Genomic DNA, 16161 nt, shown 5'->3' with positions numbered 1-16161 from the left:
GTTTAAATTTTTAAGCTAATAGTTCCTTTATGTTATGAGCAAATAATTTAACAGCAATGGCTAACAAAATTACGCCAAAAACTTTTCTTATAATGTTAATTCCATTCGCTCCTATTATGCGTTCAATTTTTGCAGAGGTTTTTAGCACAACATAAATTACCACAACATTGCTAATTACTGCCACAATTATATTTTCTGTAGCAAATTCGGCACGTAAGGATAGTAAGGTCGTTAAACTTCCTGGTCCTGCAATAAGTGGAAATGCTAATGGAAAGACAGAAGCCGTTATAGCGTTATGGCCATCATCCTTATAAAGCGTAATGCCTAGAATCATTTCTAAAGCAATAAAGAATATAACAAAAGCACCAGCAACTGCAAAAGAGTTGACATCTATACCAATTAGATTAAGTAAACTTTTACCTACAAATAAAAAAACAATCATAATAACACCTGCAATTAGAGATGCTTTCTCACTTTGTATATGACCAACTTTTTTGCGTAAATCTATAATAATCGGAATATTTCCAATAATATCTATTACGGCAAAAAGAACCATAAAGGCTGTAAATATTTGTTTAAAATCTAAATTCAGTTGCATTTTTAATCATTTAAAATAATTGCAAATTAATTACGGAGCTTTAAAAGACAGGTGTTTACTAGCGTTACTAGCCAAATAGTCTTCATAGACTCAAAATTCGCGGCAAAGATGCGACTTTATTGCAGATTTTCAATATTAAATAATCGTAAAGTTTAACTATTTTTGCGACATGTTTCAACTCGGAAAAACCATAGTCTCAGAAGATATTATTGAGAAGGATTTTGTGTGTAACCTTTCAGCTTGCAAAGGAGCTTGTTGTATAGATGGTGATGCTGGTGCTCCTCTAGATGAAGATGAGACAAAAATCCTTCAAGATATCTATTCAAAAGTAAAGCCATTTCTTCGTAAGGAAGGTATTGATGCCATAGAAAAACAAGGTACGTCAATAATTACATCTTTTGGTGATTTTGAAACTCCATTAATTAATGGTGCAGATTGTGCCTATGTAATTTTTGATGATAAAAAAACGGCACTTTGTGCTATAGAGGAAGCTTATAACCAAGGGGAAATCTCTTGGAAAAAACCTGTATCTTGTCATTTGTATCCAATTAGAGTTAGAGAATATACAGAATTCTCTGGCGTAAATTACGATAAGTGGGAAATTTGTGATGATGCCTGCTCTTTAGGTAAAGAATTGCAAGTCCCTGTATATAAATTTGTGAAAGAAGCACTTATTAGAAAATTTGGTGAAGATTGGTATGCTGAATTGGAAAAGGTGGCTGAAAAAATGAAATAGGTTTAGTTCTAAATTTTTTTCATAGTCTGCATACAATTTTTAGAACCAAATATGCATTGCATCCGAGTTCTATAAACTCAAATTGTAAGCTATTGTTTTGCAGTTAGTTAATTATTAAAAATTAAAAACGAAAATTCAATATTTAGTAAAGCCGTTTTTTTAACGTTACTAATTGGCTTTAAAAAACTCGTAATCTCAAAAAATATCAAAAATTAAATTACCTTCTACTTACGATTTTAACAACATATATAACTCAACATTATTAATGATGCTCCGTTGAGTTTTAATCAAGTTTTAGGTGCAAACTTTATAAACCTACCCAAAGAATTTAATGTGTCTTTCAATGAAAATATATGCTGATAATGGTTTTAATGATGAAGATGATTTATGAAAAAAAGATAAGAAGAAATCTAAAAATCACATAACTATAGCTTGTTTGTTGGGATTTGCAATACCACCTTGGTGCCAGAAGGTGTTTTGTTATTATATAAATCTTCAATCTCTAAATTGTAAGAATTAACGAAAGCTTCAGAGAAATTGGCAAGTCGTGCTTTAGTAATGTCTATACCTACAGATTTCTGTTTTAATTTTTTAAGGTCTTTTATTTTTCGTGAAGCAATTCTGCCAATACCATTGTCTATAATCTCTACAGTTATATAATCTGGCGATTTTTTAATTACGTTTAATTCCACCTTTTTATCTTCAGATTTTGAAGACAAGCCATGCCATAGAGCGTTTTCTAAAAAAGGCTGTAGTACTAAGGAAGGCACTTTAATGATTTCTATATTTATAGATTCATCTACATTAATACTAAAATCTATTTCGTTAGAAAAACGAATGTTTTCAATATTCATGTATAGCTTCATAGTCTCAAGTTCATCTTTGAGAGATGTTTCTTTCTCTTTTGAAGCCATTAATATTTTTCGAATTAATTTCGAAAATTTATTTAAGTAATACACCGCGTTTTCCTTCTCATTGTTAATAATATATAGCTTAATTGAATTTAAAGAATTAAAGATAAAATGCGGATTCATTTGGCTTCGTAACATATCTTGTTCTAAGGTTAAAATATGTTTATCTCGTTTTAAAGCTTTGGTTCTATTTATAATAAACAAAGCAATACTCAAAACTACTAATGATAGTGAAGTGTATAACAATATTTTTTTATTTTTCTCTAAGCGAAGCCTTACAGCTTCATTCTCTAAAGCCAAGGTCTTTATCTGATTGGTTTTATTTTCATTTTCATATTCTATGGCAATATCATTAACATACTGAAGATTTTGCTCAGTCAGAATGGTGTTCTCAATCTCAACAGCTTTTTGGTAATAGTCTAATGCAGATTTAAAATTTTTGTTTTCCTGGTTAATTTCTGAAAGAAGTTTGTTGGATTCTGCCACAGAAGATTTTAAATTATAGGCGGTTGCAATTTCAAGCGCTTTGTTTAAGTTTTTTTCTGCTGATGAAAGTTGATATAATTTAATTTCTAATTGCCCAAGATTGAGATAAGTTGAGGCAATATAGAATTGATCATCTAATTTTAGTGCTTTTTCCAAAGCCTCTTTTATAATAGGTTCTGCTTCTTTATAATTTTCTTTTTTTAGGTAAATCCCTCCAATGCTATTTTCGCAAATGACGCGACCAATTTCTGAGTCAATAGCATTATTATAGTCTAATGATTTTTCATAATTTACTAGAGCTGAGTCTAAATTTCCTTTTGCTTCTTCTGCATAGCCGATATTATGATAGTTAATCGCTAAGCCGAGTTTATTATCTGCTTTCTTCTCAATTTCTAGTGACTTATTAAATTGGGATATGGCTAAATCGTATTGCTTCAAAGCCAAATAAATGTTGCCAATACTGTTTTGTGATACTGCAATACTTCGGTTTACCGTATTGGAAGGGTTTATAACTGAATAGGCTATTTTTAAAGCTTCCGAATGATAGTCTAAAGCTGGCTTAATAACGTCCATGCGTCTGTAAGCCACGCCAATCATATTAAGACTTATAATTCTTAATTCCTCACTATTTGCTTTTTCAGCATATTGCTTGGCTTCTTGATGAAACTTAATTGATTTGTCGTAATTAGAAATATTTCTATTAATAACACCTAGTGCATTTAAGGCATAACAAGAGCCTTCATTATAAGCATTTGCTTTAGAGGTTGCTAATAAAAGCTTCATCTTGGCACTATCTCTTTCAAACGGTTTTAAAACGGAGTCTATACGTATATATTTTGAAGGCTTTATGCTTTCGATAAAAGTTAATGCATTTTCAAAATCTCCTTTTTGTGCATTGCTTTGAGAAGTATATAAAAATAACAGAATGGAAAGACTAAAAATCTTATGTAAAAAAAGATAATTCATGTTTTATAGCTTTTCAAGAAAATCAGATTTTCGTTGTCTAGCAACAGGGATTTTATGGTCACTATCCATAATTACATAACCTTCGTTTTTTATAAATACTTTTATTTTATTCAGGTTGATTATGAATGAATTATGAATTCTAAAAAAATAATGTTCGGGCAAAATGGCATCGACTTCCTTTAATTTTTTTGTCACCACTATTTTTTTCTGGTCTTGTAAAAACAATGTGCTATAGTTTCCGTCTGACTCTATATAAATAATATCGTCAACATCTAAGAAGAGTAATTTTCCGTCTGTGTTAATAGTAATTCGTTTTTTGTCGAATTTAGAATTGAAATTAGACAACACACGTTCAAATTTTATTGAATTAACAGTGCGGTCGCTATGCTTTTTAATTTTAGTAATAGAATCTCTTAAATCATCAGAATCAATAGGCTTTAAGAGGTAATCAATAGCTTCGTGTTTTAAGGCTTTAATGGCATATTCATCATAAGCCGTGGTAATTACAACTGCAAAATCGGTATGTTTTAATTGCTCTAAAAACTGAAACCCACCCATAGTTGGCATTTGTACATCTAAGAACAAACAGTCGGGTGTATTTAAATCTAAATACTTTAAGGCTTCATCTGGGTTTGTAAAAGAGGCCATAACCTCAATCTCTTTACTAAAATTACTTAGCTCCCAAATTAAACCTTGAATAGCCTTAAACTCATCATCAACAATTACAGCTTTTAACATTGTAAATAATTATAGATTATAAATATATGTATATAATAAATATCTAACATGTAAATATGTGTACGATGTATGCTTTTGTGTATAATGTGCTTTAAAAAATAAATCAATTTTACTCATAGCTAGTTATACACTTTTTTTTACCAGTTATACATTACGACAAAAAAAATAGAGATGTTATATAGATATTTGGTAAACAAAATTGATCAAATAAAGTACAAATTAGGGTTTGTCTTTAAGATTAAATATTATTAATAAGAAAAAGCTAGAATTTATAAAATTCCTAATTTTTTTTAAATATTAATATATTTTTGAGCAATTTTAAAAATTGCTTTTCATTAGTTTAGTTAGTTATTAGGGAAAAAAGAGCGTTACTAAAGCGCTCTTTTTTGTTTAGTAATTTCTTTTAAATTTTAAGTTGAAATTATCAATAAGCACGGTTGCTAACGTATTATTTTATGCGATAAAACCTACAATAATTTATTAATTAACATTATAGTAAATTACTGATTATCATATATTTGTATATAATTTTATTCAATTTACCGTTTTATGGGTATTACAAGAGTTTGTTAAAAACTTGTTGACAATGTTTATAACATTGTCTTTCTTTTTCCTCTACATTTTTGAATCTTTGTAAGTCCCAGACCATACCAAAATATATATGTGTAATTTTCAATAAAAGCCCAAAATAATGTCTCAAAAAGTAGAACCAATTTTAGCAGAAAACAAAGATAGATTTGTTATTTTTCCAATTCAGCATCACGATTTGTGGGAATGGTACAAAAAATCTGAAGCTAGTATGTGGACTGCAGAAGAAATTGATTTACACCAAGACATTACAGATTGGACGACTAAATTAAATGACGATGAGCGTTATTTTATAAAACACGTTTTGGCATTTTTTGCCGCTAGTGATGGTATTGTTAATGAAAATTTAGCAGAAAACTTTGTAAACGAAGTGCAGTACAGTGAAGCTAAGTTTTTCTATGGTTTTCAAATTATGATGGAGAATATTCATAGTGAAACATATTCATTATTAATTGACACTTATGTTAAAGACGAAAAAGAAAAGGCAGGCCTTTTTAATGCTATTGAAACATTTCCGGCAATTAAGAAAAAAGCAGATTGGGCATTAAAATGGATAGAATCTCCAAGTTTTGCAGAGCGTTTAATTGCTTTTGCAGCTGTAGAAGGGATTTTCTTTTCAGGATCGTTTTGCTCTATTTTTTGGTTAAAAAAACGTGGTTTAATGCCAGGATTAACCTTTTCTAATGAGTTGATTTCTAGAGATGAGGGTATGCACTGTGATTTTGCAGTTCACTTACACGAAAACCACTTAGTAAACAAAGTACCAAAAGAGCGTATTACAGCCATTATTGTAGATGCTTTAAATATAGAGAGAGAGTTTATTACCGAATCACTTCCTGCAAGTTTAATAGGAATGAATGCTAACCTAATGTCTCAGTATTTAGAGTTTGTAACGGATTGTCTATTGGACGATTTAGGTTGCCAAAAAGTATATAATACTGCTAATCCTTTCGATTTTATGGATATGATATCGCTTCAAGGTAAAACAAACTTCTTTGAGAAGAGAGTTGGCGATTACCAAAAAGCAGGTGTTTTAAACAAAGAGGTTGACGAGGATAAATACAATATGGATTTCGATTTTTAATCAAAATCAACCAAAAAACTTTTTATTGGAAAATCCCAGCCCTTAACTGAGTATGTTATTGCCCAATTTTAAAATTAACTAACAACTTATTGTAATTGTCTGCTTAAAACCAATCAATTACATAAATAGAATGACTAACTAACCCCTTTTCTGAAATGGCGATTTCAGAAAAACTAACTAAAAGTGTAAAATATGTTTGTACTAAAAAGAGACGGAAGAAGAGAACAAATTATGTTCGACAAAATTACGGCGAGAGTTCGTAAATTATGCTATGGCTTAAACGAGCTAGTAGATCCTTTAAAAGTAGCCATGCGTGTTATTGAAGGTTTGTACGATGGTGTAACTACGAGTGAGCTAGATAATCTGGCTGCTGAGATTGCTGCAACAATGACTACTGCACATCCAGATTATGCACGTTTAGCGGCACGTATTTCTGTTTCTAACTTACACAAAAACACTAAAAAGACCTTTAGCGAGGTTATGGAAGATTTATATACGTATGTAAACCCAAGAACAGGTAAAGATGCTCCTTTACTTTCGGATGAGGTATATAACGTCATCATAGAAAATAAGGACAGATTAGATTCTACAATAATCTATAACCGTGATTTTGGTTATGATTATTTTGGATTTAAAACCTTAGAACGTTCTTATCTTTTAAAATTAAACGGACAGATTGCAGAACGTCCACAGCACATGCTTATGCGAGTTTCTATTGGTATTCATCTAAATGATTTAGATGCAGCTATTGAAACTTATGAGTTAATGTCTAAAAAATATTTTACACACGCAACGCCAACATTATTCAATTCCGGAACTCCAAAACCACAAATGTCTTCATGTTTTTTATTAGCCATGAAAGATGATAGTATCGATGGTATATACGACACATTAAAGCAAACTGCTAAGATTTCGCAATCTGCAGGTGGAATTGGTTTATCTATCCATAACGTAAGAGCAACAGGGAGTTATATTGCAGGTACAAATGGTACAAGTAATGGCATTGTGCCAATGCTAAAAGTATTTAATGATACGGCTCGTTATGTAGATCAAGGTGGTGGAAAACGTAAAGGCAGTTTTGCGATGTATATTGAGCCTTGGCATGCAGATATTATGAGTTTCTTAGATCTTAAGAAAAACCATGGTGCTGAAGAATTACGTGCTAGAGATTTATTCTACGCCATGTGGATGCCAGATTTATTCATGAAACGTGTGCAGGAAAACGCAGAATGGACTCTAATGTGTCCTAACGAATGTCCTGGTTTATCAGATGTACACAGTGAAGAATTTGAAGCACTATACCTAAAGTATGAAAGTGCAGGAAAAGGTCGTAAAGCGATTAAAGCGCGAGAGCTTTGGGAGAAAATTTTAGAATCTCAGATTGAAACAGGCACACCTTACATGTTGTACAAAGATGCAGCTAACCGTAAGTCTAATCAGAAGAATTTAGGAACTATTAAGTCGTCTAACTTATGTACTGAAATTATGGAGTACACCTCTCCAGATGAGGTTGCTGTTTGTAATTTAGCGTCTATTGCCTTACCAATGTTCATTAAAAATGGAGAGTTTGATCACAAGGAATTATTCAGAATTACTAAGCGTGTAACTAAAAACTTAAACAGAGTCATAGATCGTAATTATTACCCTGTAATTGAAGCTGAATACTCTAACCTTAAGCACAGGCCAATTGGTTTAGGTGTACAAGGTTTAGCAGATACTTTTATTAAGTTACGTTTGCCTTTTACAAGTGATGAGGCTAAGACTCTAAACCAAGAGATTTTTGAAACTTTATATTTTGCAGCAGTTACTGCAAGTATGGAAGAAGCAAAAACAGACGGAGCTTACGAAACTTACGAAGGGTCGCCAATAAGCAAAGGTGAGTTTCAGCATAATTTATGGAATGTGCAAGAAGATACTTTAAGCGGTCGTTGGGATTGGGATAAATTACGCAAGCAAGTTAAGAAACATGGTGTGCGTAACTCATTGTTAGTAGCACCAATGCCAACAGCATCAACATCTCAAATCTTAGGGAATAACGAGTGTTTTGAGCCATATACATCTAATATATACACACGTCGTGTATTGTCAGGTGAATTCATTGTTGTGAACAAGCATTTGTTAGAAGATTTAGTAGATTTAGGACTTTGGAATGAAGGTCTTAAAAACGAAATCATGAGAGCTAACGGTTCTATACAAGGTGTAGATAATATTCCTGATGATATTAAAGAACTTTATAAGACGGTTTATGAAATGAGTATGAAAGACATTATCGATATGTCTCGTCAAAGAGGTTATTTTATTGACCAATCTCAGTCCTTAAACTTATTTTTAGAAGGAGCAACGATGGCAAAGTTAACGTCTATGCACTTCTATGCATGGAAGAGTGGTTTAAAAACTGGTATGTATTATTTACGTACAAAGTCTGCTGTAGATGCTAAGAAATTTACGGTTACTAAAGAAGTTAAAAAAGAGCCAGTAGCGGAAGTGGTTGAAGAACAAGAAGAAGTTGTTGTAACGCAACAAAAGCAAAAAGCAGCTAAAACTGCAGCGAAGTTTGTGCAAGAAACATCACCAGAGGCAGAACCAATGAGCGCAGAAGAAATGAAAGCATTAATCTCACAAGCTAAAGAAGCAGAAGGGGATGATTGTTTAATGTGTGGTTCTTAATCTGAATAATTGTAAATTTTGGTTGCCAAAAGTAACCGAAGCAAATTGTTATAAAAAGCATCTCTATTCAGAGATGTTTTTTTGCTTTCAGACACATTATTTGTATAGTAAAGCATATTCATTTAAATAATTTTAAAGCAATCATTTTGTGTTTACAATAAGTTTGCATTAATTTAACATAACATCAATTATGAATTGTACCATACATGTTTAAAAAGTCTGTTTTTATAGGCCTCCTAACTGTTCTAGCCGTTTTACTCTATTTATACTCTAATTTTAAAACGATAGTAGCAGGTGTTGCTATTTTATTATTTGGCATGGTTTTGCTGGAGGAAGGCTTTAAGGCATTCACTAAAGGACCACTTCAAAATGTTTTAAAAAAGGCAACAAATAAATTGTACAAAAGTATTTCTGCAGGTGCTTTTGTAACAGCGATTATTCAATCTAGCTCTTTGGTTTCTGTTATAGCTATTTCTTTTATAAGCGCTGGCCTTATTTCATTATCTGGTGGTATTGGGTTAATTTTTGGTGCAAACATAGGGACTACAGCAACAGCTTGGTTAGTTGCAGGCTTTGGTTTAAAAATAAAAATAGCAGCTTTAGCAATGCCTATGCTAATTTTTGGGATTATTTTTTCTTTTCAAAAAAAGTCGTCAATAAAAGGTATTGGAAATGTATTGGCTGGACTAGGCTTTTTCTTTCTTGGTATCCATTATATGAAAGAAGGCTTTGATGTTTTTAAGGATTATATAGATTTATCTCAATATGCAGTATCAGGATTTCTAGGAGTACTTATTTACACAGGTCTCGGTATAATTATCACAACTATATTACAATCTAGTAGTGCAACACTAGCATTAATTTTAACTGCTTTGGCGGCTGGTCAAATAGAATACGAAAATGCATTAGCTCTTGCTATTGGAGCAAATGTAGGTACTACTATTACTGCTATTTTAGGATCTTTGGGTTCTAATGTTGCTGGTAGGCGATTAGCAGGTGCGCATTTTATTTTCAATGTAGTAACCGGAGTTGTGGCTTTAGCTTTAATTTATCCATTGGCAAATTTAGTTAATAAAATATCTCAATTCATAAACATTGGAGCTGCAGATTACACCTTAAAATTAGCAATGTTTCATACCATATTTAATGTTATTGGTGTGATTATCATGATTCCGTTTATTAAAATAGTAGAACGTGTTTTATTAAAATTCTTCAAAGATCGAGAAGACAAGGATATTGATGAGCCAAAATATCTTAATAAACAGGTTTTAAAATTTCCAGATTCTATTATTTCTGCATTGATAAATGAGTCGAAATATTTATATAAAAATGCCGTTTTCGAAATTGTTGCCCATGCCTTAAATATTCATAGAGATGACATAAAATCTGACAAAAAAGTTAAAGATATAGTTAAGAAATCTCATAAAGACTTGAACATAAATATTGAAGATATTTATTACAAAAAAGTAAAAAATATTTACGGTGAGATTATAAAATATGCTACAACCGCCGAAAATGAATTAAATCTAAACGATAAGGAAATAAATACGATCTTAGATATTAAAATTGCTAATCGTAGAATGATCGAAATGATTAAACATGTAAGAGAGTTAAATAAGAATATTAACTTGTCTTTAGGTGTAGATAATAAATATATGTTGAAAGAATATGATGGATTTAGAAAAAAAATAACCAAAGTATTACGTATTATATATTTATTTAGAAAAGCGGAAGATTCTGAAGTGTATGCAAATAAGTTAGCTCAATTAAAAGAAGAAGCTAAAGAAAACATTAGACATAGCAATAAATCTATAGATAAGTTAATTAGAAAAGATTTAATTAATGCAGAAATGGCGTCGTCTTTATTTAACGATTTCTCTAATGTAAATGAAATAATTAAAAAATTAATTGAAGTTGCAGAGTTACTATATGGAGAAAAAGACACCTTACTTGATAATGCTAACTAGTGCTCTAAAGTATCTGTACCCAAATATTTATCACCTTTATTATAATACCAAGCTCTCACTTTTGGCATTTTAATACCATTTACAACAGCTTCTTTAGAAAGTAATATATATTCACCACTATCTGATTTTTCTTTACCCTTGTTATCCGTTTTAAAGAACTGATAAACTTCCATAGCATAGTTTTTTGGGTTAAAATAAAAATACCAAACATCGCTGCCTACTGTTTCATCGTATGTTATTTTTAATACTAAATAATCTTTGCCGTTAAATATTTTCTTTTCAACCTTGTCGGTAAGATTTGTGCCAGAATCTTTAAGCTTCATTGGTAACCCATATAAATAGGTGTAATAATTTTTATAAAGTGTAGCTCTATCGCAAGTCATGTTTTTTTCTTTCGCTTTTTGGTTATCTAAAATAGTTCTGTTATAGGTTATTTTACATTTTCCTTTATCTAAAGTATATGTTGTAGTAATTGTATCTTTTGTGGCTTTAACGCTAAAATATTGTTTGGGCAAATTAATAGAAATAACACTAGTGCGTTTTGAAGATTTTGGCGTTGTCATAACCACAGTAAATTCATCATTAAATTGTTCCCAGTTTCCATTTGGGTCGTGGTAATTTATAGATTTTTCTAATAGTTGGCTAGAGGTGAGGTCTTGGCCAAAGCAATATAGAGTGAAGCATAAAAAAATGATTGCTAAGACTGATTTCATTTTGTTTGAATTTTTCTACAAATTACGAAACAAAAAAAAGCACCCAATGCCGAATTTTACGGGAGGATGCTTTTTTTAACTTGCCGTTTTAAAGTACAATGAATTATTTAGCCTCCATTAAAGCAAAAAACTTATCAATATTTGGCATTAAAATAATACGAGTTCTACGATTTTTAGAACGGTTCTCACGAGAATCGTTTTCAACTAAAGGCTGGTGACTACTACGTCCAGACGCAATTAATTGTGCAGGATTTACCCTGTATTTGTTTTGAAGCTTTCTAACAACAGAAGTAGCACGTAAGACACTTAAATCCCAGTTATCTGAAACCTTTTCAGTGTTTATAGTTCTAGAGTCTGTATGACCTTCTACCATAACATCTATACTTTCTTCAGAATTAATTACATCTGCTAACTTCTGTAATATCTTATTGGCTTTGTTACTAATTCTATAACTACCTGAGTTGAATAACATCTTATCAGAAATAGAAATCATTACTACAGTTTCATTTATGTTTACTGAGATATCTTCATCTTCGTTAAGATCACTTGTATTTATGGTTTTTTCAAGATTGTACTGAACAGCTAAGTTCATAGAATCTTTTAATGTTTTTGCTTCTGCTAATTTCGTAGAATCTACATTTTCTAATGTCGCAAGCATTCTGCGTTTGCTTTCGTTAGAAATTACTGTTCCGTCTGCATTAACGTTTAACTTAATGTCATTTTCTATTTTTAAGCCTTCTACATCTTCGTTTAAAGAGCTGATTTTAGAATTATAAACAGTTACTCTCTCTTGGATTTTAGCAAATTTAGATTCTAATTCTTCTTTGGCTACAGTAGTTTTAGTTAGTTGACTTTTAATTTCACCATTTTCTTGTTCTAAGGCTAAGTATTTCTTTTTTGAAACACAAGAACTTAATACAATTGCAGCTATTAAAAGAATTGAAATTTTTTTCATTTTTTTTAATTTGAATAAATTAGTTTTATAGTTCTATATACGATTAAATGTATTTTTTAGACGTTGAGCGTTTAAATTTTTAAAAATAGATGCTCTATTTAATGCTCTAACGCAACAAACCTAAATTAAAATAAGTTACTCTGGTATTTTTTAATTTAGGTTGATTTACCTTTATTGTCCTAAGACAATAATTACAGTAGTATTAGCTATTAAAGCCTCTGCAATATTAAAACTTAGAAAGAGGCTTTAAAGAGTTTGGCGTTTATTGTTAGATAAGTATTTGTTGTAAGCCTTTTGGGTGTAAGCAAGGTTATAGCAACATTTATAGCCTTTATTATAAAGGTTAGTACCATCTAGACGATTATAATCGGAGCTATTTTTGGATTTGATTTTTTGACTTTTTTTTTAAAATGTTCAATAAAAAAAGCCCTAATTTTAATTAAGGCTTTAGAGCTTAAGAAGCTTTATTTATAATTCTTCTTCTTTATCATTAGATCCAACAATAGTTTCATCTGTAACTGTTATAGTAGCAGGTTCAACAGAGCTATCAAAAGAGTTATGATACTCTTCTAACAAATTCATTGTAGCATTAAGTAAATCTTTTGTTTCAAGTAGTAAGCTAAAATAAAGTGTTGTGTTTTTAGGACTCGACTCTTCTGTTCTTGTTCGCTCTACTTGCTTATGAATTTTTTCCTTAACCAAATCGTAAACTTCTTTCTTTTCGTTTAGAATATTTTCGATGAGTTCAAAAGATTCAGACTTAAACGCTTTTTCAGTATCGCTAAATAAAACTTCAAGTTTATCATCAATTTCTTTTAGCTCTTTAATTTGACTGAACTTTAGTTTCTTGTGGTTATTGTTAATGTGCTTATGGCTTGTTTTAGAAATGTATTCTAAAGACTGCGTCATATCCTGCAAATAACCTAAGATATTAATATAAAAACTACTCGCTCTTAAGCTCGTTTCGTCTAAGTTTTTAATAAAGTAGAAAATATTATCACGTAAATCATCTACTTCTTCAGACAGCTTATCTATTTGCTTTTTATTCTTTTTTAATAAAACTAAATCTTGTTTTGCTAAACCTTTTACAGCATTTGTATAGATTCTATTTCCACGTTTTACAACATTTGCAATATTACTAGCGCTTTCAATAATTACACCTTGTACAGAACTACTGCCAGTTTCTTTAAGACTATCCTCATCGATAGTTTTGTTAGACTCATCTTTATGAGTTTTGTAGTTTCTATATAACAGAATTCCTGTTAATAGTAATAAAATTGGTGTCATTACTGAAGGGTTCCATTGTATTAGGAATACTACGAATCCAGCTGCTATAAAAGCTCCAATTGCAGTACCAAACCAGCCTCCAATTACATTTAATACACCAGCAACTCTATATACTGCGCTTTCTCTTCCCCAAGCTCTATCTGCAAAGGAGGTTCCCATAGCAACCATAAAAGTCACATAAGTAGTAGAAAGCGGCAATTTCATTGATGTTGCAATGGCAATTAAAACACCAGCAACCATTAAGTTCACTGCAGCTCTAATCATATCAAAAGCTGGTGCATCAATACTTTGATCTTTAGTAAATGCAACTTCATTTGGCTTTTCAAAGCTTCTACCTATTTTTTCTTGAATTGATTTTGGTACAATAACACTAAAATAAGATGATAATGCAGAAGATCCTTTAACAACACTTCTAGATAAAGCGTTTGGCTCAAACTTTTCGTGAGTATCTCCCTGACGAGATAAACTTAATTCCGTTTCAGCAACAGTTTTTGCTTTCTTAGAAAACCATAATGTCAATACCATAATTCCACCAGCTATAAATAATAATAGTGGTTCTGCAGGTACCTTTTTATCTAAAACTTCCATTGAGAACATTGAAGGATCTACACCCGAAACTACCCATGCTTCGTAAGAATGGTAAGCAGCCATTGGTACTCCAATAAAGTTTACTAAATCGTTACCAGAAAATGCTAATGCTAAACCAAATGTTCCAACAGCGATAACTACAAGTAATATTGTCTTTTTTGTTATGGCCTGAAAAGCAAATGAAACGCCTAACCACAGCACAAAACTACCAAGGATAATATATAATTCATTTCCTTCTACAATACTTTTAAGATCTTTGTAATAAGGAGTTCCTTTTAGTCCTTTTAAGAAGATGAAATAAGTAATAGCTGTTAAACAAACTGCACCAAATATAGCGCCGAAATTCTTGATTTTATTTTCATATTGAAAGGTGAAGATTAATCGCGAAACCCACTGTACCAATGCACCTACTGAGAATGCTATAAATACAGACATTAAGATTCCCTGAATAATTTCAATAGCTTTTTCAGTATTAATATAACTACCTAAATCACTAAGAGTTTGAGAGTCAGAAGCCGTTATTTTAATTACCGACATTACGACTGCTGCGCCTAATAAGTTAAAAACAATAGATACAGTTGTAGAAGTTGGTAAACCAAGCGTGTTAAAGAAGTCTAATAGTAATATATCAGTAATCATTACGGCCATAAAAATGTACATAATGTCCTCAAAATTAAACATGGCTGGTACAAAGATGCCTTTACGTGCAACCTCCATCATACCACTAGAAAATACGGCTCCAATAAAAATACCTAAACTAGCTACTATCATTATAGTTCGCATAGAAATAGCCTTAGAACCAATAGCAGAATTTAAGAAATTAATAGCATCATTACTAACACCAACTACAAGATCAGCAACAGCTAAAACTGTAATGGCAATCAACATATATAAGTAAATATTATCCATAATTTTTATTTAAAATAAGTTTGCAAATATCATTAGAAATTTCAATTAGAATGTTACCTAATTGTTATTTGTTAAATTTAAAAATGAATATCAAATCCAAGTCTAAACGTTATGTTGCTGTCATTTCCATCTAAGCTTGTATAGCTAATATCGGACTGCACTTTTAATTTGTGACCAACTACATATCTTGAACCTCCTAAAGTATATTGAGCTGTTGGTAATGCTCCAGTTTCAGATTCGTAATCTACTGTAGTAAAACGAGCCGCTATTTCGTAATTGCTTTTAAATAAATAACCAGCTTGTAAATTTAATGCGTTACCTGTTAAAACGATATCTCCTGTTGGTGTTGTGCCATCTGTTTCAGTGGCAATAGCTTCATCTGCTGTTCGTTTAGCATATTCTCCCATAAAAGAAAAGCCCTTATACTTAAACATAGCATCAGCGAAAATAGTAATTTGGTCTGTTTCGTAGATAGAGCCATCTGTTCTAATCATATAATCACCAGCAAATCCTCTTTCTCTCACAGCATTTTGGTTGAGGTTATATGTAAAACCAATCATTAATTTTGGTTTAGCTTCGCGTTTTAAATCCGATTGACTGTAATCTCCTTTAGATTTGAATGTTCCGAATGGTAAAAACTCTAGTCGAGCTGTATATTGAAGACCTCCTATATTACCTTCTGAAACGTTTCTTCCTTCTCCTTGGGATACGGAAAGCTTTTCACGCATTAAAAAATCACCTCCTAAGTTAGATTTATGACGTAATTGAATACCTAAATCTCGGTCAATATTAAAACGACTGTTTAATAATGAACGATCTATTAATTGAAGATTAGCTGAAGACACAACTCGTTCTACATTGCCAGGCAGTTTTGTTTGCCCTGCCCATAATTCCCAGTTGTCAGCAAAATTCCACATAATTACTGCATCTAGAATATATCGTGGTGTATTTCTATTAAATTCATTAGC

General features: G+C 31.2%; 11 protein-coding genes. 4 read left to right on the top strand and 7 right to left on the bottom strand.

Features of this window, described 5'->3' with window-relative positions:
• Window positions 1-10: 10 nt before the first annotated feature.
• On the bottom strand, window positions 11-592 hold the full coding sequence (locus tag AAC053_RS00055; RefSeq protein WP_339751418.1) for a MarC family protein: 582 nt from the start codon (window positions 590-592) through the stop codon (window positions 11-13).
• A gap of 175 nt (window positions 593-767) precedes the next feature.
• Between AAC053_RS00055 and AAC053_RS00050 the strand changes: the two genes are divergently transcribed.
• Window positions 768-1334, top strand: coding sequence for a DUF3109 family protein (locus tag AAC053_RS00050; RefSeq protein ID WP_339751266.1), 567 nt, complete (start codon window positions 768-770; stop codon window positions 1332-1334).
• A 425-nt stretch (window positions 1335-1759) separates the two neighbouring features.
• Here AAC053_RS00050 and AAC053_RS00045 read toward each other — a convergent pair whose 3' ends face one another.
• Complete coding sequence (locus tag AAC053_RS00045; protein ID WP_339751263.1) at window positions 1760-3697, bottom strand: tetratricopeptide repeat protein; 1938 nt, start codon at window positions 3695-3697, stop codon at window positions 1760-1762.
• A gap of 3 nt (window positions 3698-3700) precedes the next feature.
• Window positions 3701-4435: a LytTR family DNA-binding domain-containing protein gene (locus tag AAC053_RS00040; RefSeq protein ID WP_339751260.1), complete on the bottom strand. Its 735-nt coding sequence runs from the start codon at window positions 4433-4435 to the stop codon at window positions 3701-3703.
• 691 nt (window positions 4436-5126) lie between these two features.
• On the opposite strand from AAC053_RS00040, the gene AAC053_RS00035 reads away from it, so the two are divergent.
• From AAC053_RS00035 to AAC053_RS00025, 3 genes are all read left to right on the top strand, one after another.
• Window positions 5127-6107, top strand: coding sequence for a ribonucleotide-diphosphate reductase subunit beta (locus tag AAC053_RS00035; protein WP_339751257.1), 981 nt, complete (start codon window positions 5127-5129; stop codon window positions 6105-6107).
• Window positions 6108-6299: 192 nt separating this feature from the next.
• On the top strand, window positions 6300-8774 hold the full coding sequence (locus AAC053_RS00030; protein WP_339751254.1) for a ribonucleoside-diphosphate reductase subunit alpha: 2475 nt from the start codon (window positions 6300-6302) through the stop codon (window positions 8772-8774).
• A 206-nt stretch (window positions 8775-8980) separates the two neighbouring features.
• Window positions 8981-10741 (top strand): Na/Pi symporter, encoded by a 1761-nt coding sequence (locus AAC053_RS00025; protein ID WP_339751251.1) that lies wholly within the window; start codon window positions 8981-8983, stop codon window positions 10739-10741.
• Here the strand turns inward: AAC053_RS00025 and AAC053_RS00020 are convergent.
• The 4 genes from AAC053_RS00020 to AAC053_RS00005 all read right to left on the bottom strand — a co-directional run.
• Window positions 10738-11454 (bottom strand): DUF6503 family protein, encoded by a 717-nt coding sequence (locus tag AAC053_RS00020; RefSeq protein WP_339751249.1) that lies wholly within the window; start codon window positions 11452-11454, stop codon window positions 10738-10740. The two genes, AAC053_RS00025 and AAC053_RS00020, sit on opposite strands and share 4 nt — an antisense overlap.
• A gap of 103 nt (window positions 11455-11557) precedes the next feature.
• Window positions 11558-12409 (bottom strand): OmpA family protein, encoded by an 852-nt coding sequence (locus AAC053_RS00015; RefSeq protein ID WP_339751246.1) that lies wholly within the window; start codon window positions 12407-12409, stop codon window positions 11558-11560.
• A 468-nt stretch (window positions 12410-12877) separates the two neighbouring features.
• Complete coding sequence (locus AAC053_RS00010; protein ID WP_339751243.1) at window positions 12878-15193, bottom strand: inorganic phosphate transporter; 2316 nt, start codon at window positions 15191-15193, stop codon at window positions 12878-12880.
• 77 nt (window positions 15194-15270) lie between these two features.
• Window positions 15271-16161, bottom strand: an 891-nt coding sequence (locus AAC053_RS00005; protein WP_339751242.1) for a porin, incomplete at its 5' end; no start/stop codon positions are given.

Origin of the sequence: uncultured Winogradskyella sp., assembly GCF_963975125.1 — a bacterium.
In the GTDB taxonomy this organism is placed as follows: domain Bacteria; phylum Bacteroidota; class Bacteroidia; order Flavobacteriales; family Flavobacteriaceae; genus Winogradskyella.
This window is presented reverse-complemented; position numbering and strand designations above follow the sequence as displayed.